Origin of the sequence: Pedobacter jeongneungensis (assembly GCF_000633455.1) — a bacterium.
Classification (GTDB): domain Bacteria; phylum Bacteroidota; class Bacteroidia; order Sphingobacteriales; family Sphingobacteriaceae; genus Pedobacter; species Pedobacter jeongneungensis_A.
Window position 1 is genome coordinate 15,109 of the sequence record NZ_AYMG01000010.1, and the last position, 21,585, is coordinate 36,693.

A 21,585-nucleotide genomic window follows, 5' to 3' on the forward strand; every position below is an offset into this window, starting at 1 on the left:
TTATTTCCTAATTTTACCCCTTATGGAAAATAAGACCATCGCCCGCACTTTACGTCTTTTATCGCAGCTTATGGAACTGCATGAAGAAAATCCTTTTAAGATTAAATCAGTTGCAAATGCCTATTTCAAAGTAGATAAACTGCCTTTTGCATTAAAAGACAAACCTTTAGATGAACTGGATAAAATTGAAGGCATTGGTAAAGGCCTTGCTTCCAAAATAGTAGAACTGCTACAAACCGGAGAATTACAGGAGCTTAACGAAATACTCGAAAGAACACCCGAAGGTGTGGTAGAAATGCTGGCCATCAAAGGCATCGGACCAAAAAAGATTTTCATTATTTGGCGAACCCTTGGGATAGAGAGTATTGGTGAACTGTATTATGCCTGTAACGAAAACCGCTTAATCGAAGCAAAAGGTTTTGGTTTAAAAACACAGGAAGAAATTAAAAATGCCATCGAATTTAAACTGGCCGCCAACGGCAGATTTTTATACGCACAGGTGGAGGGTTTTGCCAAAATTTTGTTTACACAGCTTTCGGCCTGGACTGCAAAACTTGATAGCAATGCACTTTTAGGCTTCGCCGGTCAATACCGCAGGGCATGCGAAATTATCGATGAGCTCGAAATTGTAATCGGTACAGAAAATATCGAAAACATTAAACAAAGCTTACCTGCTTTCGAATCACTTTCGCTTATCGAAGCTGAAAACGCTTTTATCTGTACTACTGAAGCTGGTTTTAGGATAAAAATCCATGTGGTTGAAAAATCAGCTTTTTATTTACAGTGGTTTACATTAACAGGAAATACCGAACATGTTGAAAAAGTATTGGCTTTAGCTGGCGATGGACCTTTCGCAAATGAAGAAGAAATTTACAGCAGGGCGGGATTAACTTTCATCGAGCCCGAGCTTCGCGAAGATTTTGATGAAATTGAACTCGCGAAAGCAAACAAACTCCCAACCTTAATTCAATATGAAGATTTAAAAGGCAGTTTGCATAACCACTCTACCTGGAGCGATGGCGTACATACTTTAGAGCAGATGGCGGTGTATTGCAAAGAGACCTTAAACCTTCAGTATTTAGGTATTTGCGACCACTCTAAAACGGCTGTTTATGCTAAAGGACTAAACGAGCAACGTGTTTTTGGCCAACACCAGGAAATTGATGAGTTGAATAAAAAACTGGCTCCATTTAAAATTTTTAAAGGCATTGAAAGTGATATTTTAAGTGATGGATCGCTCGATTATTCAGATGATATTTTAAAAACATTCGATTTTGTAGTTGCCTCTGTTCACAGTAACTTACGCATGGACGAAGCCAAAGCGACGGCACGTTTGTTAAAAGCCATTGAAAACCCATATACGACCATTCTAGGACACCCAACTGGTCGCTTATTATTAAGCAGGGCTGGATATCCGATCGATTATAAAAAAATTATTGATGCCTGTGCAGCAAACAAAGTGGTGATAGAAATCAATGCCAACCCCTTACGTTTAGATTTAGACTGGCGCTGGCACCGTTATGCTTTGGAAAAAGGTGTATTGCTTTCCGTAAATCCAGATGCCCACCGCACCGAAGGTTTCCACGACATGCATTACGGCATTTTAGTTGCACGTAAAGGAGGTTTAAGTGCTGATAAATGTTTAAATGCTTTCACCATAGAGGAGATTACTGCGTACTTTAATAGTAAAAGGCCAAATTAACCACGGATGAAAAGGATGAACACAGATAAGTTTAAATCTGTGTTTATCTGTGAAAATCTGTGGTAAAAAAACATAACTTTGCCCCATGATAAGTGAAATTGCCAACCGTATATTTAATCAGGTAATTACAGATTACCACAAGTTTGATGATATTGACCATCCGGTTGAGAACCCATATGATGCCGAAAGTTTAGAGCATCTTTTTTATGTTAAAAACTGGATCGATACTGCCCAATGGCACATGGAAGATGTTGTGCGTAATCCACAGATTGATCCTGTTGAAGGTTTGAGCTGGAAAAGACGTATCGATGCACAAAACCAGGTACGTACCGATATGGTGGAGTTTATTGATGGTTATTTCTTAAACCTTTATCAGGGAATTTCAGCTTTACCAGATGCTAAAATCAACACCGAAAGTCCTGCTTGGGCAATAGACAGGCTTTCTATACTGGCATTGAAAATTTACCACATGCGCGAAGAGGCAGAACGAGAAACCGCCACACCTGAACACCGCGAACAATGCCAAACCAAATTAAATGTATTGCTATCGCAACGCGATGATCTATCAACCAGTATTGATGAATTATTGGCTGATATAGAAGCTGGCAAAAAATACATGAAAGTATATAAACAGATGAAAATGTATAACGATCCGAGTTTAAATCCGGTGTTGTATAATAAAGCATAGAAAGCAGAAAGACCAAAGCAGAAAGCGAAAAGTCATGTCTTCAACCCAAAAAATCATTGTTTTACGTTTTTCAGCTATGGGCGATGTGGCCATGGTGGCTTCCGTTTTACAAGAATTTTCGGAGCAAAACCCAATGATGGAGCTCATTATGGTAAGCCGGCCTGCATTTAAACCATTTTTCGATCATATCCCCAACCTATTATTTCACCCTATCCAGCCTAAAACAACCCATAAAGGAATAAATGGGCTGTATAAACTCTATCAGGAACTTCGAAGCTATCAACCAGATGCGATAGCAGATTTACACGATAATTTAAGAAGCAGGGCCATTTCTACCTTCTTTCGTTTAACAGGCATAAAAATCAGACGGATTGATAAAGGAAGAGCAGAAAAAAAAGCCTTAACGCGTGCCGTTAACAAAATTTTTAAACCTTTAAAACAAACGGTAGAACGTTATGCCGATGTTTTCCGCGGATTAGGTTTTGATGTCAAACTCAGCCATCAAATAAATAAATCGCCACAAGCTATCCCTGAGCAAGCACAGAATTTATTTATTAATAAAACCACAAATAAAATAGGCATCTCTCCTTTTGCACAGCACATTTACAAAGTTTATAACTTAACAAAAATGGAAGAAGTGGTTGCTTTCTTAAGTAAACTAGGTTACGAAATTTTCATTTTTGGAGGAGGAAAAACAGAACAGGAAATTGCCGAAGAATGGGGTAAAAAATATACAAATACCCATAATTTAATCGGCAATTTTAACCTTACGGAGGAGCTAGCCATCATCTCGAATCTGGACTTGATGTTAAGTATGGATTCTTCAGGCATGCATATGGCATCGCTTGTTGGTGTACCTGTGGTTTCAGTTTGGGGACCAACGCATCCTTATGCCGGTTTTTTAGGCTACGGGCAATCTGAAAGCGATTGTATCCAGATTGATCACCCTTCTAGGCCTAATTCTATTTACGGAAACAAACCTTGCCTTTGTGGTGTTGAAAGTTGTATAGACTTAATCAAGCCTGAAACAATTGTAAATAAAATCAAAGAGAAACTAAATGGCTAAACAATTACTTTTAGTTCGTCATGGAAAATCAGATTGGGGAAACCTTGATTTAAAAGATTTCGACCGGCCGTTAAATAAACGCGGTAAAGAAAATGCGCCTGAAATGGCTGAAAGATTGATTAACCGCGGTTTTAAAATCGATCAGATCGTGAGCAGTCCGGCAAAAAGAGCAAAATCTACTGCAAAATATTTCGCCGAGGCTTACAATATCGATCAGATCCATTTCGAGGAATCCATATACGAGGCCAATACCAAAACCTTGCTCAAAGTGGTTAATGGCTTAAATGACTCAGCCAATAAGGTGGTGATGTTTGGCCACAATCCAGGTTTTACCGATTTCGCCAATGAGTTATGCGGTGCCGACATCTACAATATTCCAACCGCGGGCATGGTATTAATCTCTTTCCCTTTTGATTCGTGGCAGATGGTGAGCAAAGGAACAGGAGAACTGGTATTTTTTGATTATCCGAAAAATAGCGATGAGATTTAGGTAAAAGTTAGCCACGGATTCACAGATTAGCACGGAAGATTATTTCTATTTCCTACTGAGTTTATTCAGGTTGGCTGCAGCCAATTGATCGCGGACTTATCAATATTCGACGCTGGAAATATGCCCCCTAGAAGCACAAACCGTTGTTAAATAAACCCGATTGGCGTGGATGCCGATTCCTGTACCGATAAATCAGCACTAAATCGGCATCGGCAGAAACAAAAGCGGGACTGAAGAAGCCAAGAACTGCGGACAAACATTTCCAAAAAATATTACATCGTTTTAAAAATATCTCAAATTAGGTATGGATACCTCAAATAAAATATTTTTACTATCTTTGACTATAAAAAACGAAAATCTGGCAATAGACATTTCGGTGAATTCATAACCTAATCTCCTCTGGTTATTTCATAATTCGTATCGCCAGAAAATTTATCCATTAATTTATCTGTACATGAATTTTGATTATAATACTACGCGTAGCCATTTAATTTTATCGGAATATGGCCGCAACGTACAAAACATGGTGAAGTATATCTGCGAATTGCCAACCATAGAAGAACGTAATAAATATGCCCAGGCGGTAATCGACCTGATGGGATTTTTGCAACCGCATTTGCGTGATGTTGCCGATTTTAAGCATAAACTTTGGGATCACCTGCACATTATTTCTGGCTATCAGATCGATGTAGACAGTCCATATCCAAAGCCTTTGATTGAGAATGCCTACATCAAACCAGAACCATTAGCTTATCCTCAGCAACGCATTACCTACAAACATTATGGTAAAACGGTTGAAAACCTGATCGAAAAAGCCATGCGTGAGGAAGATGCCGAAATTAAAAAGGCAATGGTGCAGAGCATCGCAAACTTTATGAAAATGGCTTATGTTACCTGGAATAAGGACAATGTAAGTGATGACACTATTATAAAGGACTTAAAATACCTTTCTGGCGGATTATTATCGCTTGATGAAGGTGTTAACCTTGCTAAAGTTGAATTTAGGGCTCAAAATCCGCGGCAAAATAATAATAACAACAATAACCGCGGCAGAAGCAACAATAATAACAACAACGGTAAAAACCGTCAGAACAATAACAACAACAATAATCGTCAGCGCAATAACAATAAACCGAAATATTAATGGTGAAGGGTAAATTAAAAAGTAAAAGATAAAAAGCTATCAACTCGTAATCTAATTTCTTGATTCTTAATACTTGATACTCGATTCTCAATACTTGATACTTGATACTTAATTCTCAATACTTGATACTTAATCCCCAATACTAAATACAAAAAACATGAACGCATTTGAAATAACAGGCGGAATTAAATTAAAAGGCGAAATCACTCCCCAAGGTGCCAAAAACGAAGCTTTACAGATTTTATCTGCGGTATTGCTTACTAAAGAAAAAGTAACCATCAGCAATATCCCTGATATTAAAGATGTAAATAAACTAATCGAGCTATTGGGCGATTTGGGCGTTACTGTTGAACGTATCAATAAAGACACCTATACCTTTGAAGCAAAAAACATCGATTTAAACTTCTTCGAATCTGATACGTTTAAAGCTAAAGGTGGTGGTTTACGTGGTTCGATCATGATTGTAGGACCATTGTTGGCCCGTTTTGGTAAAGCGGCAATTCCTAAACCAGGAGGTGATAAAATTGGCCGCAGAAGATTGGATACGCACTTTATCGGTTTCGAAAAATTAGGCGCCAAATTCGTATATGACAGTAAAAAAGCATTCTTTAACGTTGATGCGACCAATTTACAGGGTGCTTACATTTTGTTAGATGAAGCATCGGTAACCGGAACTGCAAATATTGTAATGGCAGCTGTTTTGGCAAAAGGTACCACCACCATTTATAATGCAGCCTGCGAACCTTATTTACAGCAGCTCTGTAAAATGCTTAATCGCATGGGGGCAAAAATATCGGGTATTGGTTCTAACTTATTAACCATCGAAGGTGTTAGTGTTTTAGGTGGAACTGAACACAGAATGTTGCCAGATATGATCGAGATCGGTTCTTTCATTGGTATGGCTGCAATGACGGAATCAGAAATCACCATCAAAAATGTTTGTTATGATGAGCTTGGCGTAATTCCAGAAGTTTTCAGAAAATTGGGTATTAAATTAGAGCGCCGTGGCGACGATATTTATGTTCCTTCTCAAAAACATTATGAAATTGATACTTTTATTGATGGCTCGATTTTAACCATTGCCGATTCTCCATGGCCAGGTTTTACACCCGATTTATTGAGTATCGTTTTAGTTGTGGCTACACAGGCAAAAGGAAATGTCCTTATTCACCAAAAAATGTTTGAAAGCCGTTTATTCTTCGTAGATAAACTAATCGACATGGGCGCTCAGATTATTCTTTGTGATCCACACCGTGCAACAGTTAACGGTATCGATAAAAAATACAAATTACGCGGCATCAGCATGACTTCTCCTGATATCAGGGCTGGCGTTTCGTTATTGATTGCAGCTTTATCTGCTGAAGGTAAATCGACCATTTATAACATCGAACAGATTGAGCGTGGTTATCAGGATATCGATACCCGTTTACGTGCCTTAGGTGCGCAGATTAAGCGTGTAAACGCTGATGCGCCTAGTCATTAAGGTTGAAGCATAAAGACCAAAGCATAAAGCAAAAAACGCCTGAGTAAAAATTACTCAGGCGTTTTTTATGGTTTTTCATTCGTTAGTGAGGATTTGTAATCCCATCTTTTGAACAAAGGATTTTTAATCTTTAAAATGAATTGAAAATCCATTACCCGGAGGTCGAGATTACAAATCTTCACCAACATGAAGTGACAGCATTGCCAAAGATCCTTCGACTACGCTCAGGATGACAAATTGGTCTTTTTAAAACGGTAGCTGTTGGTAATTGATCATTGGTTATTAACATCCCACATTTTCCATCTTAAATCCTCCCTATCCTGATATCGCGTTAATAATATCGTACTGCGTAATGATTTCAATCTTACCGGTTTCATCTTCTACCAATACAGCAGAATTTTCTTTATTAATCAATGATGAAATTTTATCTATCGACGTATTCAGGTCAACAAAAGGGAAAGTAGCCGTCACGATTTCAGAAATTGGCGCAGATTTTAAACCCGGATTTTCCAATAAAGCGCTTAAAATATCACTTTCAGCGATTTTACCCACAATCATACCCTGTTGAGTAACCGGAATTTGAGAGATATTCATCGATTTAATGGTATTAATGGCTTCAAGAACCGATTTTTGTGCATCTAAGGTTACAATTTCAGTACTTTCTTTCTTGGCGAGGATTGATTTAGCCGTTAATTTCTCATCCTGCAAAAATCCGCGTTCACGTAACCAGTCTTCGTTATACATTTTACCCATGTAACGGCTTCCGTGATCATGAAAAATTACCACAACTACATCTTCTGGCTTTAATTTATCTTTTAGCTGGATTAAACCACCAATTGCTGCACCTGCTGAGTTACCTACAAAAATACCTTCTTTACGGGCAATATCACGCGTCATTAATGCAGCATCTTTATCAGTAACCTTCTCAAATAGATCGATTACATCAAAGTTTACATTTGCTGGCAAGAAATCCTCACCAATACCTTCTGTGATGTATGGATAAATTTCATCCTTGTCAAAGATGCCTGTTTCTTTATATTTCTTGAAAACCGAACCATAAGTATCAATTCCCCAGATTTTAATATTTGGGTTTTTCTCTTTTAAGTATTTTCCAGTTCCGGAAATGGTACCACCGGTGCCTACTCCAACCACTAAGTGTGTGATTTTACCCTCAGTCTGTTCCCAAATTTCAGGACCAGTTTGCTCGTAATGTGCCTGTGAGTTAGCCAGATTATCGTATTGGTTAGGTTTCCATGAATTTGGCACTTCGCGCTCTAAACGTGATGATACAGAATAATACGAACGTGGATCTTCAGGCTCTACGTTTGTAGGACAAACAATTACTTCAGCACCAAAAGCACGCAAAGCATCAACTTTTTCTTTTGATTGTTTATCAGTTGTGGTAAAAATACATTTATAGCCTTTAATAATGGCTGCCATAGCCAAACCCATTCCTGTATTTCCTGATGTTCCTTCAATAATGGTTCCGCCTGGTTTTAACTTACCGCTTTTCTCCGCATCTTCGATCATTTTAACCGCCATACGGTCTTTAATCGAGTTGCCTGGATTAGTAGTCTCTATTTTCGCCAGGATTGTCCCCGGAACACCTTTTGTAATCGTATTCAATTTTACCAATGGCGTATTGCCAATGGTTTCTAAAATATTATTGTACCACATCTTGCAAAATTAAGCAAAGGCATTAAGTATTTTATAAACTATATTTTATTTGAAACAAAATTTCGAAAATTAAAATTTAATAGAATTTAATTGCATAATCTATAATTATGATGGGCATTATAGATTGATTATTGGGCAAAATGCAATTTCGAAAGTAGGTTCGTTATTTCGACTGGAGTGTAACGGAATAGAGAAATCTAATGTCTGGTCACCATTATGCCAATTTATAAATCTTCCCTGGCAGCGAAACAATGATTCCCTGCATTTCTAAAGTAAGGAACACAATAGATAATTTACTCTGCTGAATATTCAATTGGATGCAGAGTTCATCAATAGACAGCTGACCATTTTGCAAGGCCTTCACCACTTTTTCTTCGTTAGGTGTAAGGCTTAATTGCAAGGTAATCTGCGAATCTTTTTTCTTATCCTTTACTTCATCATCCCATCCCAAATAATAAATCAGATCATGGGCATTATTGATTAAACCTGCCCTATTGGTCTTGATCAGAAAATTACAGCCTTCAGAAAAAACATCATTTGTTCTGCCTGGAAAAGCATATACGTCTTTATTATAAGAATTTGCAATTTCTGCTGTAATTAAGGCACCTCCTTTTATAGAGGCTTCAACCACAATAGTGGCATCGGCAATGCCCGCAATGATCCGGTTACGTTGTGGAAAATTAGGTCGGTCTGGATTGGTCAAAATCGGGAATTCGGTTAACAAACCACCATTTAAAACCATTTTCTGTGAAGTTGCTATATGGATTTTTGGATATAAGCGGTCTAAGCCATGCCCGAGGACACCAACTGTGGGAATATTATTGGCCAAACATTCTTTATGAGTGGTTACATCGATTCCGTAAGCAAGTCCACTTACAATGAGCACATCATAAGGTGCCAAAATTTCGCAAAGTTCTTTACAAAGATTTTTTCCGTATGTGGTTGCATTTCTGGTACCCACAATACTGATAATGCGCTTGTGATTTAAATCTGCTGTGCCTTTGGCATAAAGCAGAATTGGCGAATCGAAACAGTTTTTTAATCTTTTGGGATATTTTTCATCCGAAAAGAATAATACTTCTATACCATGTTTTTCAACAAAATCCAACTCCTGCTGCGCCCTTGTTAAAGCATCTGTACCACGGATGGCCTCTATAGTCTTTTCGCCTACACCTGGAATCTGCAGAAGCTGCTTTTTTGATGCTGAAAATATATTTTCGGCACTTCCACAATAAGCAAGAAGATTTTTGGCCGTTACAGGGCCAATTGATTTAATAAAAGTTAAGGCAATTTTGTGCAGCGTGCTCATATTTTGTAAGGTTAAATAAATGCGGGATGATTTATTTCCTTAAAGCAAGCCTAAAAATCGATGTCAATTAAACTTTTCAGTGGAATATGAATGTTGTTTTTTAACTGTATATATTTTTCAGTAACAGACCAAACCGTAGTATCAACACGTTTTGGGCCAATGGTGGTATTAAATGTAATAACAGCTTTCGATTTAAATTCGTTACCAAGCCGCTGCGCTTCATCAAGTTTTGATTTTAGTTCAATGGTGTGGTCTTCTTTTGCATTGATGATGTTTAAATAACTGATATGTTCCTTTTCTACAATTTCTATTGGCATGGTGTCTCTTTAACGATTAATGTTAAACAAGCTTATCAATTTTTTAGAAAAAATGCAACTCTTATTTATTCATTTATTGTAAATTAATACATTAAAAAAGGCCAGTTTTGAACTACAAAACCGGCCTTTTATGTTATAAAATGTATTAACTACTTAAATTTCAATGCCCTGGTTTCAACCATTCCTTTAAACTCATGGTCAAGCTTTTCGTTTGCGGCATCTATCTGAACCCTGGTAGCTCCTGAAGTACTGCTTAAGTTATTATCTTTTGCAAGTGCCGTAAAGTTGTTGTTTGCAGAATAGTATAAAGCCTGTGCCAGCATTCGCTCTTCAGGATCTCCAAAATCCCTGCTTAAATCATCTGCAACATCCTTATTAACCGTCATACCCGCAAAATAGTCGCCTTGATCTAATTGATTCTTAGTCTGGAATTGCGGAATATACAGGTCATTTTTATCAATCCTGATAGAGAAAAAACCAACAGGTTTACCATAAGTGGTTTTACCAATCAATTTAACGTCCATAACTGGTTTTAAATTATTGATCAATAATTCGCTTGCTGAAGCCGTACCACCTGTAACTAAAAAGTAAACCCTGGTTAAACCATTTAAAGTACCTCGTTTCGCAAAACTTTCCTGATTACCCGCTGCTAATGTTGGTTTATACGATACATCTGCATAAGAATAAAGCCTGGTTACACCATCGTTACCTTTGGCATAAAACTTTTGGTTTTGTAAAATGGTTGCGGCCCCATCCTGCATGGTTTTGGTCCAGTAGGTGGTGTACATCACTTTTCCGTTTTGCGAAGGAGGTGCAATTAAATTTGTAAACGTTTCGGAAGTAGCTACCGAACCACCGCCGTTATACCTTAAATCTACAACAAGTTCGGTTACACCATCTGCCGTAAATTTTGCAAAAGCAGCATCCAAAGCAGGAACTGCATTTGTGGTAAAGCTGTTAAATACAATATAACCTACCTTTTTCGCACCAATTGTATAAGTATGGGTATATAAAACAGGATTAATAGTGTAAGTAGCCCTGTTAATTACAATGTCCTGCGTGCCCCCACCCGGTTTTATAACTGTTAATGAAATAGAAGGATTATCTCCAAATATTGAAGTGTTTAAATTGGCAATATCGCTACTGCTCGCTCTGGAAGTTCCACCACCATTAACCTTGGTAATCTGGTAGCCACGTTTTAATCCCTGCACATCAGCCGGAGAACCTGGATAAACATATTTCACTCTTAACAGATCTGAAGCATCAAAATTGGCAGAGAAGCCATAATCGCCACCTACCCCACCAAGCTGACTGGCAACACTTCCATCATCGATAAAAGAATATTTATCTTTTCCGCCTGTGCTGGGCAAAGCTTTAATGGCATTTAAAACAGCATTATTCGAAGTATATTGCCTCGGATTAAAAGAAGTATAACCTGGCATCCCCACATTCCAAAAGTAAGTTTGCTGTGCATACAGGTAAATCGAATCTTTCGTCAATTCTTCCCTGGTTCCCGAAGCACCTTGAGGAACAGCATTAGCATCAGTATCGTTCGCTGATTTTTTACACGATACGGTAAATCCAACCACAACAAGCAAAGCATATAAAAATGCGTTTTGCGAAGTCAATCTTTTAAGCATATTTATTTGTAAATTTCTAGTGACACAATATACGGCAAATTAATTAATTTAGATTGTTGCTCATCAAAATTATTTGCACCAACAACTAACGCCTGATTAGCCGATAAATTGTTGTTGTTTAGTATGTTCTGAAAAATTTCTGCTTTAGACTGTCCAAGTTCTTCGCTAAAGTACACCGTAAGGTATTGCTCTAATCCATTCCACTCTGTTTGCTTAATTTTATTAAGTTGTTGCTCCGGATTACCGGCCGTTACAATAAAAATCTTTTTCCGGTTTACAACCAGCTCCTGCATAAACCCAAGCAAGTTTTTAAAGAGTAGCAATTTAAGCGGCAAATGGGCATTTAAATGCAGGAGATCAAAATTGTATTGGTACTTTTTGTCAATACCGAATTGTTTAGCCGTTTTTTCGAAAAGCCCATCTGTTCCGTTATTTTCATATTCAGCCTGCATAAAACTGATGATCGGCTGAGCATTTTTTTGTTCGGTATACTCTATAAACTGTGCAAAAAGGTAATAAACCTGCAATAAATAATCTTTCTCCGGAAAAAGCACGTCATCTAACTCAAAAATAACAACCTGCTTGTCTTCAACGTATTGATAGGCATCCATATTAAATTGTAAAAAGTTTTAAGTCATCAGCATTGTTATAGCCAAATACACCATTGAATGTGGATGAAAGTTTTTTAAGAGCTGAATTTTCTTCACTGGAGAAAATACAATCGCCATGGATAAACACAGCAAAATGCAGAAAAACAATACCCTCTTTATCCATATAATCAGTAACGTTGTCAGCATCCGGAAGCAATACCTGAATACCATATTCTCCAAAAAGTACTGCTGATTTTGCTAAAGGCTCAAGTTCATAATCATGCAAAGGAATTATGCAATCTATCGCCTCTGTAATACAGAAATTGAGTAAAATATGAGCTATACTATCTTTATTTAGTACACCCAAAGATGAAAAGGCATATTTTTCTGTAATGATGCCCGGTACGTCGCCGTAATCGGCCAGTAGAACAAAATGGCTTGGGAATGCTTTCATTAGCTTTAAAGCTTTAGCATTGTTTCCGCCGGTAATGAGTATTTTCAAGATTTAATTATTGAATGAATAAATTAGTGAATGAGAGGTTTTTTAATGAGCGTGTTTTGAATGAGAGTATGATTGAATGCTTGTATGTTCTTCCTAAAATCATGCAATCCTTTAATCCTAGACAATTAATCCGTCCTTCATGCTCACTACCCTGTCGCTTGTTTTTGCCAGGTGTTCATTATGAGTAACGATCACAAAAGTCTGATTGAAATTATCACGTAAGGTAACAAACAACTGATGTAATCCGGCTGCATTTTCTGAGTCTAAATTCCCTGAAGGTTCATCGGCCAGTATAATAGATGGATTATTGATCAAAGCTCTAGCAATGGCCACACGCTGCTGTTCTCCACCTGATAACTGATTAGGTTTATGTTGGGCCCTATCTTTCAAACCAAACAGATCCAAAAGTTCTAAAGCCCTTGTTTCAGCTTGTTTTTTATTCGTTTTCGCGATAAAAGCCGGAATACAGATATTTTCGATGGCACTAAACTCAGGCAGCAGATGATGAAACTGAAATACAAAACCAATATTCTGGTTTCTGAAAGCACTTAACAGGTCGCCGCTCAATTTATTGATTACCTTACTTTTTAATTCTACGGTACCATCATCTGGTTTATCCAATGTACCCAAGATATGCAGCAAGGTACTTTTACCGGCACCAGATGGACCAATAATACTTACAATCTCCCCTTTTTGTACTTCAAAATTTACGCCTTTCAAAATTTGCAGATTTCCGTACGATTTTCTTATTCCAGTGGCTTTTAGCATGGTTCAAATTTAGTAAAATGGTTTGTTAGTTCAATAGTTCATTAACCGATGGTTTATTGGTTCATTAGTCATTGGTCATTGGTTCATAGTTGATGGTTTAATAGTTCATTGCCAAATAGTTTAACTAGCGATAGTTCAATGGGCAACTAGCATAGTTTATTGATGATTGTTTATTAACCCTATTATTTATCAACGTATGCCTAAACACCCGGGCAATCAACTATTAACCATTTAACCATGAACCACTCTCCCATCAACCAACTACTAACCACCCTACCACTAACCAATAAAAGATAAAAAAGATTTGCAGATATCAATTTTCTATTTAACTTTGAAAAACAAAGTACTTTTAAAATGAGTAATCAGGAAGAACAGTTAAATGCCTTAAAAGATATCAGACAAATGATGGACAGGTCATCGAGATTTATTTCTTTGAGTGGCTTATCGGGTGTTTTTGCCGGGGTGATTGCATTAATCGGTGCCTATTTTGCCAATGATGAAATTAATAAGTTTATAAACAAGCGCGGATATGGTTATGGCGTTGATGGGGAAATGGACCTTGAATTTAACCTGATCAAGCTTGGCGTTTTCGTATTGATTATCGCTTTGGCAGGCGGAATTTTATTTACTTACAGAAAAAGTCAGAAAAACAACCTTCCTATCTGGGATAAAACTTCAAAATCACTTTTAATTAATCTATTTGTTCCCTTAGCCGCTGGCGGTCTGTTCATTATCGCTTTATTGATCAACCATCCAAATACTTATAGCATTATTGCACCCAGTTGCTTAATTTTTTATGGTTTGGCACTTATTAATGCAAGCAAATATACTTATAGTGATATCCGGTATCTGGGTTTTTGTGAAGTAATTCTTGGCTTAGTCTGTATGTTTTACATGGGCTATGGCTTAATTTTCTGGGCTTTCGGTTTTGGTGTACTGCATATAGTTTATGGTCTTTTAATGTATTTTAAATATGAGAGAGGTCAGTAAGCATGAAAAACCCGATAGCAGATTTAAATAAAATATTCGATAGCCGGATTAGGCTTGGTGTAATGTCTATGCTCGTAGTGAACAATGAAATTGGTTTTAACGACTTGAAACAAATGCTTGAATTAACTGATGGCAACCTGGCCTCGCACCTGAATACTTTGGAACAGGCTGAATTTATAAAAGTGCATAAAGGTTTTATCGGCAGAAAAACCAGTACGACCTACTCTATTACCGCTTTGGGTAAACAAGCCTTTAAGGCGCACCTGGATGCACTTGAAAAAATGATAAAAAAGCTATAAAATATTTTTTTTGACTATTCACTTTGAAATACAAAGCACTTTTAAAAATGAAATCATTAGAACTTTTACTTATTAAAATTGGAAAGAAAACCACACTGGTATCTTTTATAGGAGGAACTACCCTATTTATTAGCTTTTGTCTTTTCAGGACCCAATTTCTGATTCCTTTTGGCATGATATACATTTCTATTGCTGTTTTAGTCAATTTATTTGTAATGCTTGCCCTGATTATTTCATGCTTCCTTTACACATCAAACAGAACATCCTCCATATCGACCATATTACTTCAACTTGTTAATATTCCTATTGCCATTATGTACTTTTTAATTATAACCACAATCACACTTTAAAATGAAAAATAAATCGAACCTCTTGCTACTTTCTGCCTTATTGGGCGGTCTGCTATTTACCTTTCTTTTTTGGAAAGAGCGCTTAGCTCTTAATTTACTCATCTATAGCGTTTACCTGTTGATCGTTACTTTTATCAATCCAGATGTAGTAAAAAGCAACAAACTCAAAATTTATGGGCTGGCGCACTTACTGGCAGCAGTGCTGGTGGTTGTTAATAATTCCGATTTATCAGTGGCTACTTATTACATCAGCTTATTGATATTTACCGGCTTTGCCCATAATCAACAGCTCAGAACAGTTTTCACCGCGCTTGCCGCTGTAATATTACAGCTCATTACCGTTCCTTTTAATGCCATACAACAATTAAGTATGGTTAGCGTAGGTAGTTTTAAACTGAAGCCTCTATTTACCTTAATTAAATACCTATTTATTCCGGTAATCATTGTAACCATATTTGCCTGCTTATATGCCGCAGCCAGTAATGTTTTTGCGCATTATGCAGAGTCAATGCTCACCTACATTGGTAATTTCTTCGAAAATGTACTTCATTTCTTTTTCAAGGATTTAAGTATCGAACGCATTATGCATTTCTTTTTCGGCTTGGTTTTAACAAGCGGTTTATTGCTGGCCTTTTTTAATAAGAGCCTGGAAAAAGCAGAGCAGAAGTGTAAAGAACAATTGGTACGGATCAGAAGAAGCTTAGGTCAGAAAACAATTTGGTACAATATCGTACAAACATTTACAGGCAACCTGTTAACGCGGAAAATGGCACTAAAAACAGAATATATTGTGGGCATCATTTCATTTGCTGCGCTTAACCTATTGTTGTTGCTGCTAAATGCCATCGATATTACCACACTTTGGTTTGGTTACGAACCCACTGGTAATTTTTCGGGAGAACTACACCAGGGCACAAATTCATTAATCTTCAGTATCGTAATGGCCATGGCGGTGATCCTTTACTATTTTAGGGGGAATTTAAATTTTTACCACAAAAGCAAAACGTTAAGGTTATTGGCCTATACCTGGATGGTTCAAAATTTTATCCTGATTATTTCGGTATTCATCCGTGATGGTTATTATATCGAATTTCATGGTCTAACTCATAAAAGAATTGGCGTTTTGGTATTTGCCACGCTTTGTGTCATAGGCCTCGCTACAGTTTATTTCAAAGTAGCCAAACAGAAAACCTTATTCTATCTTTTCAAGGTAAACGGAAATATCTGGTTTGCATTGTTGTTGACTTTTACCCTTATTAATTGGGATGTTTTAATTGTAAAATATAATCTAAACCATGTTGACGCTGTTTCAATCGATCCATATTATTTAACTTCCCTATCAGAAAAAACGCTCCCTTTCCTGGATAAAAACAGAGCCAAGATTCATCCTTCTACCAATAACGACTCAGAAGTTGCTAAAGTAGATCGGCCAGAAGAAGCATTAATGAGAAAATTAGATCAACGGATCGGCTATTTCAAAGCGCGTTACGAAAAATCAAGCTGGTTATCGTGGAATTTGCAGGACTGGAATACGGCTGAATATTTTGGGTTGAATAAATAAAAGCAAAATGGATAGAAGATATAAAATAATAGCCATGGCTTTGGCATTAATTGCATTAGCCTCGTTCATTTTAAACCGAACTGTTCACAAAATTTTCAATCTACAAATCGACTGAAGTAGAAGTTAATTAACTAATATCATGAAAACACAAACCTCAGCATACTGGACCAATCACTTCTCAAATAACAGCAAAATTAATAGGATTGATTGGACAATTAAACCGAAAATTTCAGATTCAGAAAAACAAAATATTCTAAAATCGCTACAGGCCTGGCAGCTTGGCGAAACATCAGAAGGAAAGCATTTAATTGATGCTTCGAACAAATATGCAAAGGCCATCAACGATGAAGAGTACCTGAATGCTGTTAAACTTTTTATTAAAGAAGAGCAAAAACATGGTAATAACTTAGGAAAATACCTCGATCTAATTGGAGAACTGAGAATTAAAAAAGATTGGGGAGATAGCTTATTCCGGAAGATAAGATACTTTAATACAAATATGGAGCTTTGGACAATTGCCGTAATCACGGTTGAGAGTACAGCTCAAATATTTTATCAGGCATTAAAAGATGCGACAAATTGCACTTTGTTAAAACAGATCTGTACTGATATCTTAATTGATGAAGCTTCACACATTACTTTTCAAAAAGAACGTCTGTACATTATTTTTAGCCAAAAAAATTCTTTTTCAAAGTGGATTTCCTATCATGCCTATTCTTGCTTTTTCATCTGCACGAGTTTGGTGGTTTGGTCTGCCCACAAAAAATTATTTAAAACAGGCAAGCTTAACTTTTACAGCTTCATCAGTAAAATGAGGCTTAAACTTAAAAAAGTAGCGGGTAAAGCTGTTTTATACGGACACGAAAAAGTTTTTAAGCCAAAAATCGCAATAAATCAAAACCTTGTATAATTAACCTCTCCACAACCTCAACTTCGGTTGGATTTTTTCTCCTGATGCAAATTGTATCGGGAGAATTAAAACTTAATTTTTAATCAGTAAATTACATAAAATCATGAAAATTCAAGAAACACTGAGTTCAGGGAAATTTAGGATCATCGCTATCCTAACAATAACTGCCATAATATTGGCCATTCCATTAATTGCAATGCAATTTTCCCAGGAAGTAAAATGGACATTAATCGATTTTGCAACTGCAGGCGCACTATTGCTCAGCACGGGTTTGGCCATCGAACTGGTGATTAGAAATTTAAAAACAGGCACGTTAAGAACGATCATACTGGTTGTTATTTTGTTGGCGCTGTTTTTAATTTGGGCTGAGCTGGCGGTGGGTATCTTCGGTACACCGTTTGCAGGAAGTTAAAGAATACTGTTAACCACTTTGTTCCCGCAAATTTAAGATGATTAGCGCAGAGGAAATATATTTTTTTTTGCATTTGTCAGGAACCACATTGTTTTTAAGCCTGATCCGATAGCTATCGGATGCAGCGGTAAGCCATTAAGCGAGGACTTATAGCGGAAAGCAGGGCCTTCAGCCCCCCACGAAGAACCGCCCCTCACTTTCAAATAAAAAATCTCTGCTCATATCTGCGAAATTAGTGGGACACCATAAACTAGCGCATATTCCAGACACCAATTTCCCGATTAACATAAAACGTTCATTTTCTGAAAAAATCGGCAAATGCTATTTGTTTAAAGGGTTTGAAATTGTAGCTTTGGGCAAATTTTGTAGCAAATGAATATTCACGAATACCAGGGTAAACAAATATTAAAAAGTTTCGGTGTTAACGTTCAAGAAGGAATAGTTGCCGATACTCCTGAGCAAGCTGTTGAGGCTGCTAAGCAACTGAAAATTGATTACAATTCTGATTGGGTTGTAATTAAAGCGCAAATCCACGCTGGTGGTCGCGGTAAAGGTGGAGGTGTTAAATTAGCCAAAAACCTTGAAGAAGTTAAACAACGTGCAACCGATATTATTGGTATGCAATTAGTAACTCCTCAAACCGGCCCAGAAGGTAAATTAGTGAGCAAAATTTTAGTGGCTCAGGATGTTTATTATCCAGGTGCTTCTGAAACCAAAGAATTTTACATTTCTGTTTTGTTAGATCGTGCTAAAGGCCGTAACATCATCATGTACAGTACCGAAGGCGGTATGGACATTGAAGAAGTTGCTGAGCATACTCCACATTTAATCTTCAAAGAAGAAATTGACCCTAAAGTTGGCTTACAAGGCTTTCAGGCCCGTAAAGTAGCATTTAACTTAGGTGTTAGCGGAGCAGCACATAAAGAAATGGTTAAATTTGTAACTGCTTTATACAAAGCTTACGAGGCTACCGATTCTTCAATGTTCGAAATCAATCCGGTATTAAAAACTTCTGATGATAAAGTAATTGCGGTTGATGCTAAAGTTAATTTAGATGAAAATGCTTTATTCCGTCACCCTGATTATGCAGCAATGCGTGATGTTACCGAAGAAGATCCAATGGAAGTTGAAGCAAGTGCTTCTAACCTAAACTTCGTTAACCTTGATGGTAACGTAGGTTGTATGGTTAACGGTGCTGGTTTAGCAATGGCTACCATGGATATCATTAAATTAGCTGGTGGTGAGCCTGCAAACTTCTTAGACGTTGGTGGAACTGCAAATGCACAAACGGTTAAAGCAGCTTTCAACATTATTCTAAAAGATCCTAATGTTAAAGCTATCTTAATTAATATTTTTGGTGGTATTGTTCGTTGCGACCGTGTTGCTCAAGGTGTAATCGATGCTTATAAAGAAATCGGAAACATTCCGGTGCCAATTATCTGCCGTTTACAAGGTACAAATGCCGAAGAGGCTAAAAAATTAATTGATGAATCTGGCTTACAGGTTTACTCTGCAATTGCTTTAAAAGAAGCAGCTGATTTAGTAACTAAAGTATTGGCTGAACAAGCATAAGCTAAAGTTGAAAGACTAGAGCAAAAGCGTATATCATATTCAAAACCTTTCAGTAAAAACTGGGAGGTTTTTTATTCCCCTCTTTTAGAGGGGTGTCCGCAGGACGGGGTGTTCTTTTTAACTATCATAACCAGCAATTCGACTTAAATGTACTAGGTGCCTTAGGTGGTCAATATTTTTTGGAAAGCAAGGTTCTGCACATTTCGGTTCCGATAGTCCTGCTATCTCTTCAAGTCCTCGCTGCGCTCCGGGCTTTCCGTTCTATCAGGTTTATTTAACATGGGTTCGTAGTTCCTCTGAGCCCGATCAAACCCCGCAGGTTTTTGAAACCTGAGAGGTTACTCAGCACGAAATTCTAAAATATCGCCTGGCTGGCAATCCAAAACAGCACAGATAGCTTCCAGCGTTTCAAAACGGATCGCCTTCGCCTTACCGGTTTTTAATATCGATAAATTTGACATCGTAATCCCCACCCGCTCACTCAATTCGGTTAGCGACATTTTACGCCTGGCAAGCATTACATCTAAGTTTATTATTATGGGCATTACAGGGGTGTAAATTTAGGAATGTTTGAAGATGAAATCCTAAATAGTTAAATCATTTTCTTGTTTGAGTTTTCTCGTGTATACAATAAATTGATAAGCTATATTGGCGAGCATAATTAGCCCTAAAACATAAAGACTTGAAAAACCGTACAAACCACGGTAAGATTTAAAAGCACCATTTGTTAAAGTTTTAATATAATTGTCCATCAGCTCCTTCCCGGCTATGCTAACAGCAGCAAACAAAAACAGCACTATAGTCAATAACTGATAAACATTCCATTCATCTATCGCATAAACATCGATCTGCTTAAACTTTACAAATAGCATAATCGCAGTGCCGAGCACTAAATAAAAAACCAGGCTTGCACCACCATCCTCAAAAACACCATTTTCAAGAACAATTGCCTGTGTTAAACTCGGTTTTATGCTGATTACCCCTATTTCGCGCTTGGTAAAATCGAAACCATTTATTTTATTTGTTACAGGCGCCAACTCTCTGGAAACATTGAAACTCAAATTACCTTTATTATAATCCATCACCGCATACACGACATGCGAAAAACCAGAAGCTATTGCGTAAAAAATCAGGCTATACGCGCATCCTTTCAAAATTTTTACTGTATTACTCATTTTTAGATAGTTAAATCGTTTTCTTGTTTTAGTTTTTTCGAATATTCAATTAAGCTGTATACTGCATTAAAAATCATGATGCCTAGTACCGAAAAGCCGAAAAAACCCTGTAAATTATCATAATGCTTAAATTGCCCCTTGGTTAAAGTATCAACATATTCATTGAGCAGTATTCTACTTATTAACTTGAGTCCAAAAAGTAGTCCGGCTACTACCCAAATAACTTTTGCTATATTTTTCTCTGTTAAATGCTCCAAAGTAATATTTCTTTTTTTTATCATGTTAAGCATCCCCATGCACAAAATCAGGTAAAACAACATGGTAGCACCACCATCTTTATATATGGCATTCTCCAATACTACAGCCTGCATTTTGGTGGGTTTAATCTCTATTTCACCAATTTGCTTGCTTTTGAATTTTAAGCCATTAAAATTCTCAATTTGAGCATCCGGGGTTTTCTTTACCAGAAAACTTAGTGCTCCATTATTATAATCGATAAAGGCAAAAACTAAATGTACAACTACAGAAATGATGCAATAAGCAATCAGGATAATTGCAGAATTCCTCAAAGTGAGGGTAAATGTGTTCATAAGGTTAAATTTAATTAGCTTGATTATAACAAACGCCTTCAATTCTGGTCAGATTAAATTTTTATTGAACCCTAAAATCTGACAAAAATTCTTATCATTATAATCACTTAAAAACCAGAGGTTGTATTTTTTAGATTAAAAAATGGAAATTTAAGAAACGTCATATTTATTTAATTATTTACACCACAAACATAAATAATAAATTATTACAAATCAAAATATATTTATTGATTTACAATAAATAATAATCGAATATCAACTATAACTATACAAATAGAATAAATTATGGCAGTATTTTATTTGGAATGATTTTTGTTGTAAGTAAAACTGTAAAAAAGTTGTGCAAACGG

22 protein-coding genes are annotated in these 21,585 nt (G+C 36.8%); 12 read left to right on the plus strand and 10 right to left on the minus strand.

The genetic code is table 11. The annotated features are described in order from the left end of the window. The first annotated feature begins 22 nt into the window (after positions 1–22). The 6 genes from U859_RS0108260 (at position 23) to murA (ending at position 6,573) form a co-directional block, all read left to right on the plus strand. Positions 23–1,702, plus strand: coding sequence for a helix-hairpin-helix domain-containing protein (locus U859_RS0108260; protein ID WP_025142929.1), 1,680 nt, complete (start codon positions 23–25; stop codon positions 1,700–1,702). An 85-nt stretch (positions 1,703–1,787) separates the two neighbouring features. After that, a complete protein-coding gene (locus tag U859_RS0108265; protein WP_025142930.1) occupies positions 1,788–2,390 on the plus strand; it encodes a DUF4254 domain-containing protein in 603 nt (200 codons plus the stop codon). A gap of 34 nt (positions 2,391–2,424) precedes the next feature. After that, positions 2,425–3,456: a glycosyltransferase family 9 protein gene (locus tag U859_RS0108270; RefSeq protein ID WP_025142931.1), complete on the plus strand. Its 1,032-nt coding sequence runs from the start codon at positions 2,425–2,427 to the stop codon at positions 3,454–3,456. Then, the gene (locus U859_RS0108275; protein WP_025142932.1) at positions 3,449–3,946 is read left to right on the plus strand and encodes a SixA phosphatase family protein; all 498 of its coding nucleotides are present in this window, start codon (positions 3,449–3,451) and stop codon (positions 3,944–3,946) included. The genes U859_RS0108270 and U859_RS0108275 overlap by 8 nt, the downstream gene beginning before the upstream one ends. A gap of 454 nt (positions 3,947–4,400) precedes the next feature. Beyond that, entirely contained in the window at positions 4,401–5,090 is a 690-nt protein-coding gene (locus tag U859_RS0108280) for a DUF4290 domain-containing protein (protein ID WP_025142933.1), read from the plus strand. A 157-nt stretch (positions 5,091–5,247) separates the two neighbouring features. Beyond that, entirely contained in the window at positions 5,248–6,573 is a 1,326-nt protein-coding gene (gene murA / locus U859_RS0108285; protein ID WP_025142934.1) for a UDP-N-acetylglucosamine 1-carboxyvinyltransferase, read from the plus strand. A 315-nt stretch (positions 6,574–6,888) separates the two neighbouring features. Here the strand turns inward: murA and U859_RS0108290 are convergent, their stop codons facing one another. From U859_RS0108290 to U859_RS0108320, 7 genes are all read right to left on the minus strand, one after another. Continuing rightward, the gene (locus U859_RS0108290) at positions 6,889–8,250 is read right to left on the minus strand and encodes a pyridoxal-phosphate dependent enzyme (RefSeq protein ID WP_025142935.1); all 1,362 of its coding nucleotides are present in this window, start codon (positions 8,248–8,250) and stop codon (positions 6,889–6,891) included. Between the two features lie 214 nt (positions 8,251–8,464). Next, positions 8,465–9,559, minus strand: a complete 1,095-nt coding sequence (dprA, locus tag U859_RS0108295) for a DNA-processing protein DprA (protein ID WP_025142936.1) — start codon at positions 9,557–9,559, stop codon at positions 8,465–8,467. Between the two features lie 50 nt (positions 9,560–9,609). Continuing rightward, positions 9,610–9,876, minus strand: a complete 267-nt coding sequence (locus tag U859_RS0108300) for a hypothetical protein (protein ID WP_025142937.1) — start codon at positions 9,874–9,876, stop codon at positions 9,610–9,612. A 149-nt stretch (positions 9,877–10,025) separates the two neighbouring features. After that, the gene (locus tag U859_RS30980; protein ID WP_025142938.1) at positions 10,026–11,516 is read right to left on the minus strand and encodes a S41 family peptidase; all 1,491 of its coding nucleotides are present in this window, start codon (positions 11,514–11,516) and stop codon (positions 10,026–10,028) included. A gap of 2 nt (positions 11,517–11,518) precedes the next feature. After that, a complete protein-coding gene (locus U859_RS0108310) occupies positions 11,519–12,127 on the minus strand; it encodes an HAD family hydrolase (RefSeq protein ID WP_025142939.1) in 609 nt (202 codons plus the stop codon). 1 nt (position 12,128) lies between these two features. Next, a complete protein-coding gene (locus tag U859_RS0108315; RefSeq protein WP_025142940.1) occupies positions 12,129–12,608 on the minus strand; it encodes a hypothetical protein in 480 nt (159 codons plus the stop codon). A 117-nt stretch (positions 12,609–12,725) separates the two neighbouring features. Next, positions 12,726–13,376 (minus strand): ABC transporter ATP-binding protein, encoded by a 651-nt coding sequence (locus tag U859_RS0108320; protein WP_025142941.1) that lies wholly within the window; start codon positions 13,374–13,376, stop codon positions 12,726–12,728. A gap of 354 nt (positions 13,377–13,730) precedes the next feature. Here U859_RS0108320 and U859_RS0108325 point away from each other — a divergent pair, with 354 nt between their 5' ends. From U859_RS0108325 to sucC, 6 genes are all read left to right on the plus strand, one after another. Continuing rightward, positions 13,731–14,366, plus strand: a complete 636-nt coding sequence (locus tag U859_RS0108325) for a hypothetical protein (RefSeq protein ID WP_025142942.1) — start codon at positions 13,731–13,733, stop codon at positions 14,364–14,366. A gap of 2 nt (positions 14,367–14,368) precedes the next feature. Beyond that, positions 14,369–14,665, plus strand: coding sequence for a winged helix-turn-helix domain-containing protein (locus U859_RS0108330; RefSeq protein WP_025142943.1), 297 nt, complete (start codon positions 14,369–14,371; stop codon positions 14,663–14,665). Between the two features lie 351 nt (positions 14,666–15,016). Next, positions 15,017–16,576, plus strand: coding sequence for a DUF4173 domain-containing protein (locus U859_RS0108340; protein WP_025142944.1), 1,560 nt, complete (start codon positions 15,017–15,019; stop codon positions 16,574–16,576). Between the two features lie 139 nt (positions 16,577–16,715). Continuing rightward, on the plus strand, positions 16,716–17,486 hold the full coding sequence (locus tag U859_RS0108345; RefSeq protein WP_025142945.1) for a ferritin-like domain-containing protein: 771 nt from the start codon (positions 16,716–16,718) through the stop codon (positions 17,484–17,486). A gap of 103 nt (positions 17,487–17,589) precedes the next feature. After that, the gene (locus U859_RS0108350; protein ID WP_029985579.1) at positions 17,590–17,898 is read left to right on the plus strand and encodes a hypothetical protein; all 309 of its coding nucleotides are present in this window, start codon (positions 17,590–17,592) and stop codon (positions 17,896–17,898) included. A gap of 372 nt (positions 17,899–18,270) precedes the next feature. Continuing rightward, positions 18,271–19,470 (plus strand): ADP-forming succinate--CoA ligase subunit beta, encoded by a 1,200-nt coding sequence (sucC, locus tag U859_RS0108355; protein WP_025142947.1) that lies wholly within the window; start codon positions 18,271–18,273, stop codon positions 19,468–19,470. A 338-nt stretch (positions 19,471–19,808) separates the two neighbouring features. On the opposite strand, the gene U859_RS0108360 is transcribed toward sucC, so the two are convergent. From U859_RS0108360 to U859_RS0108370, 3 genes are read right to left on the minus strand one after another with little or no spacing between them, the layout of a single operon-like run. Then, positions 19,809–20,015, minus strand: a complete 207-nt coding sequence (locus U859_RS0108360) for a helix-turn-helix domain-containing protein (protein ID WP_025142948.1) — start codon at positions 20,013–20,015, stop codon at positions 19,809–19,811. Positions 20,016–20,054: 39 nt separating this feature from the next. Next, positions 20,055–20,645, minus strand: a complete 591-nt coding sequence (locus U859_RS0108365; protein WP_025142949.1) for a hypothetical protein — start codon at positions 20,643–20,645, stop codon at positions 20,055–20,057. A 2-nt stretch (positions 20,646–20,647) separates the two neighbouring features. Continuing rightward, positions 20,648–21,235: a hypothetical protein gene (locus U859_RS0108370; RefSeq protein ID WP_025142950.1), complete on the minus strand. Its 588-nt coding sequence runs from the start codon at positions 21,233–21,235 to the stop codon at positions 20,648–20,650. Positions 21,236–21,585 lie beyond the last annotated feature (350 nt).

Bases quoted from the DNA above. Each gene is read 5' to 3' on its own strand.
- U859_RS0108260 (WP_025142929.1), top strand. From the start codon at position 23: ATGGAAAATAAGACCATCGCCCGCACTTTACGTCTTTTATCGCAGCTT.
- U859_RS0108265 (WP_025142930.1), top strand. From the start codon at position 1,788: ATGATAAGTGAAATTGCCAACCGTATATTTAATCAGGTAATTACAGAT.
- U859_RS0108270 (WP_025142931.1), top strand. From the start codon at position 2,425: ATGTCTTCAACCCAAAAAATCATTGTTTTACGTTTTTCAGCTATGGGC.
- U859_RS0108275 (WP_025142932.1), top strand. From the start codon at position 3,449: ATGGCTAAACAATTACTTTTAGTTCGTCATGGAAAATCAGATTGGGGA.
- U859_RS0108280 (WP_025142933.1), top strand. From the start codon at position 4,401: ATGAATTTTGATTATAATACTACGCGTAGCCATTTAATTTTATCGGAA.
- murA (WP_025142934.1), top strand. From the start codon at position 5,248: ATGAACGCATTTGAAATAACAGGCGGAATTAAATTAAAAGGCGAAATC.
- U859_RS0108290 (WP_025142935.1), bottom strand. From the start codon at position 8,250: ATGTGGTACAATAATATTTTAGAAACCATTGGCAATACGCCATTGGTA.
- dprA (WP_025142936.1), bottom strand. From the start codon at position 9,559: ATGAGCACGCTGCACAAAATTGCCTTAACTTTTATTAAATCAATTGGC.
- U859_RS0108300 (WP_025142937.1), bottom strand. From the start codon at position 9,876: ATGCCAATAGAAATTGTAGAAAAGGAACATATCAGTTATTTAAACATC.
- U859_RS30980 (WP_025142938.1), bottom strand. From the start codon at position 11,516: ATGCTTAAAAGATTGACTTCGCAAAACGCATTTTTATATGCTTTGCTT.
- U859_RS0108310 (WP_025142939.1), bottom strand. From the start codon at position 12,127: ATGGATGCCTATCAATACGTTGAAGACAAGCAGGTTGTTATTTTTGAG.
- U859_RS0108320 (WP_025142941.1), bottom strand. From the start codon at position 13,376: ATGCTAAAAGCCACTGGAATAAGAAAATCGTACGGAAATCTGCAAATT.
- U859_RS0108325 (WP_025142942.1), top strand. From the start codon at position 13,731: ATGAGTAATCAGGAAGAACAGTTAAATGCCTTAAAAGATATCAGACAA.
- U859_RS0108330 (WP_025142943.1), top strand. From the start codon at position 14,369: ATGAAAAACCCGATAGCAGATTTAAATAAAATATTCGATAGCCGGATT.
- U859_RS0108340 (WP_025142944.1), top strand. From the start codon at position 15,017: ATGAAAAATAAATCGAACCTCTTGCTACTTTCTGCCTTATTGGGCGGT.
- U859_RS0108345 (WP_025142945.1), top strand. From the start codon at position 16,716: ATGAAAACACAAACCTCAGCATACTGGACCAATCACTTCTCAAATAAC.
- U859_RS0108350 (WP_029985579.1), top strand. From the start codon at position 17,590: ATGAAAATTCAAGAAACACTGAGTTCAGGGAAATTTAGGATCATCGCT.
- sucC (WP_025142947.1), top strand. From the start codon at position 18,271: ATGAATATTCACGAATACCAGGGTAAACAAATATTAAAAAGTTTCGGT.
- U859_RS0108360 (WP_025142948.1), bottom strand. From the start codon at position 20,015: ATGCCCATAATAATAAACTTAGATGTAATGCTTGCCAGGCGTAAAATG.
- U859_RS0108365 (WP_025142949.1), bottom strand. From the start codon at position 20,645: ATGAGTAATACAGTAAAAATTTTGAAAGGATGCGCGTATAGCCTGATT.
- U859_RS0108370 (WP_025142950.1), bottom strand. From the start codon at position 21,235: ATGAACACATTTACCCTCACTTTGAGGAATTCTGCAATTATCCTGATT.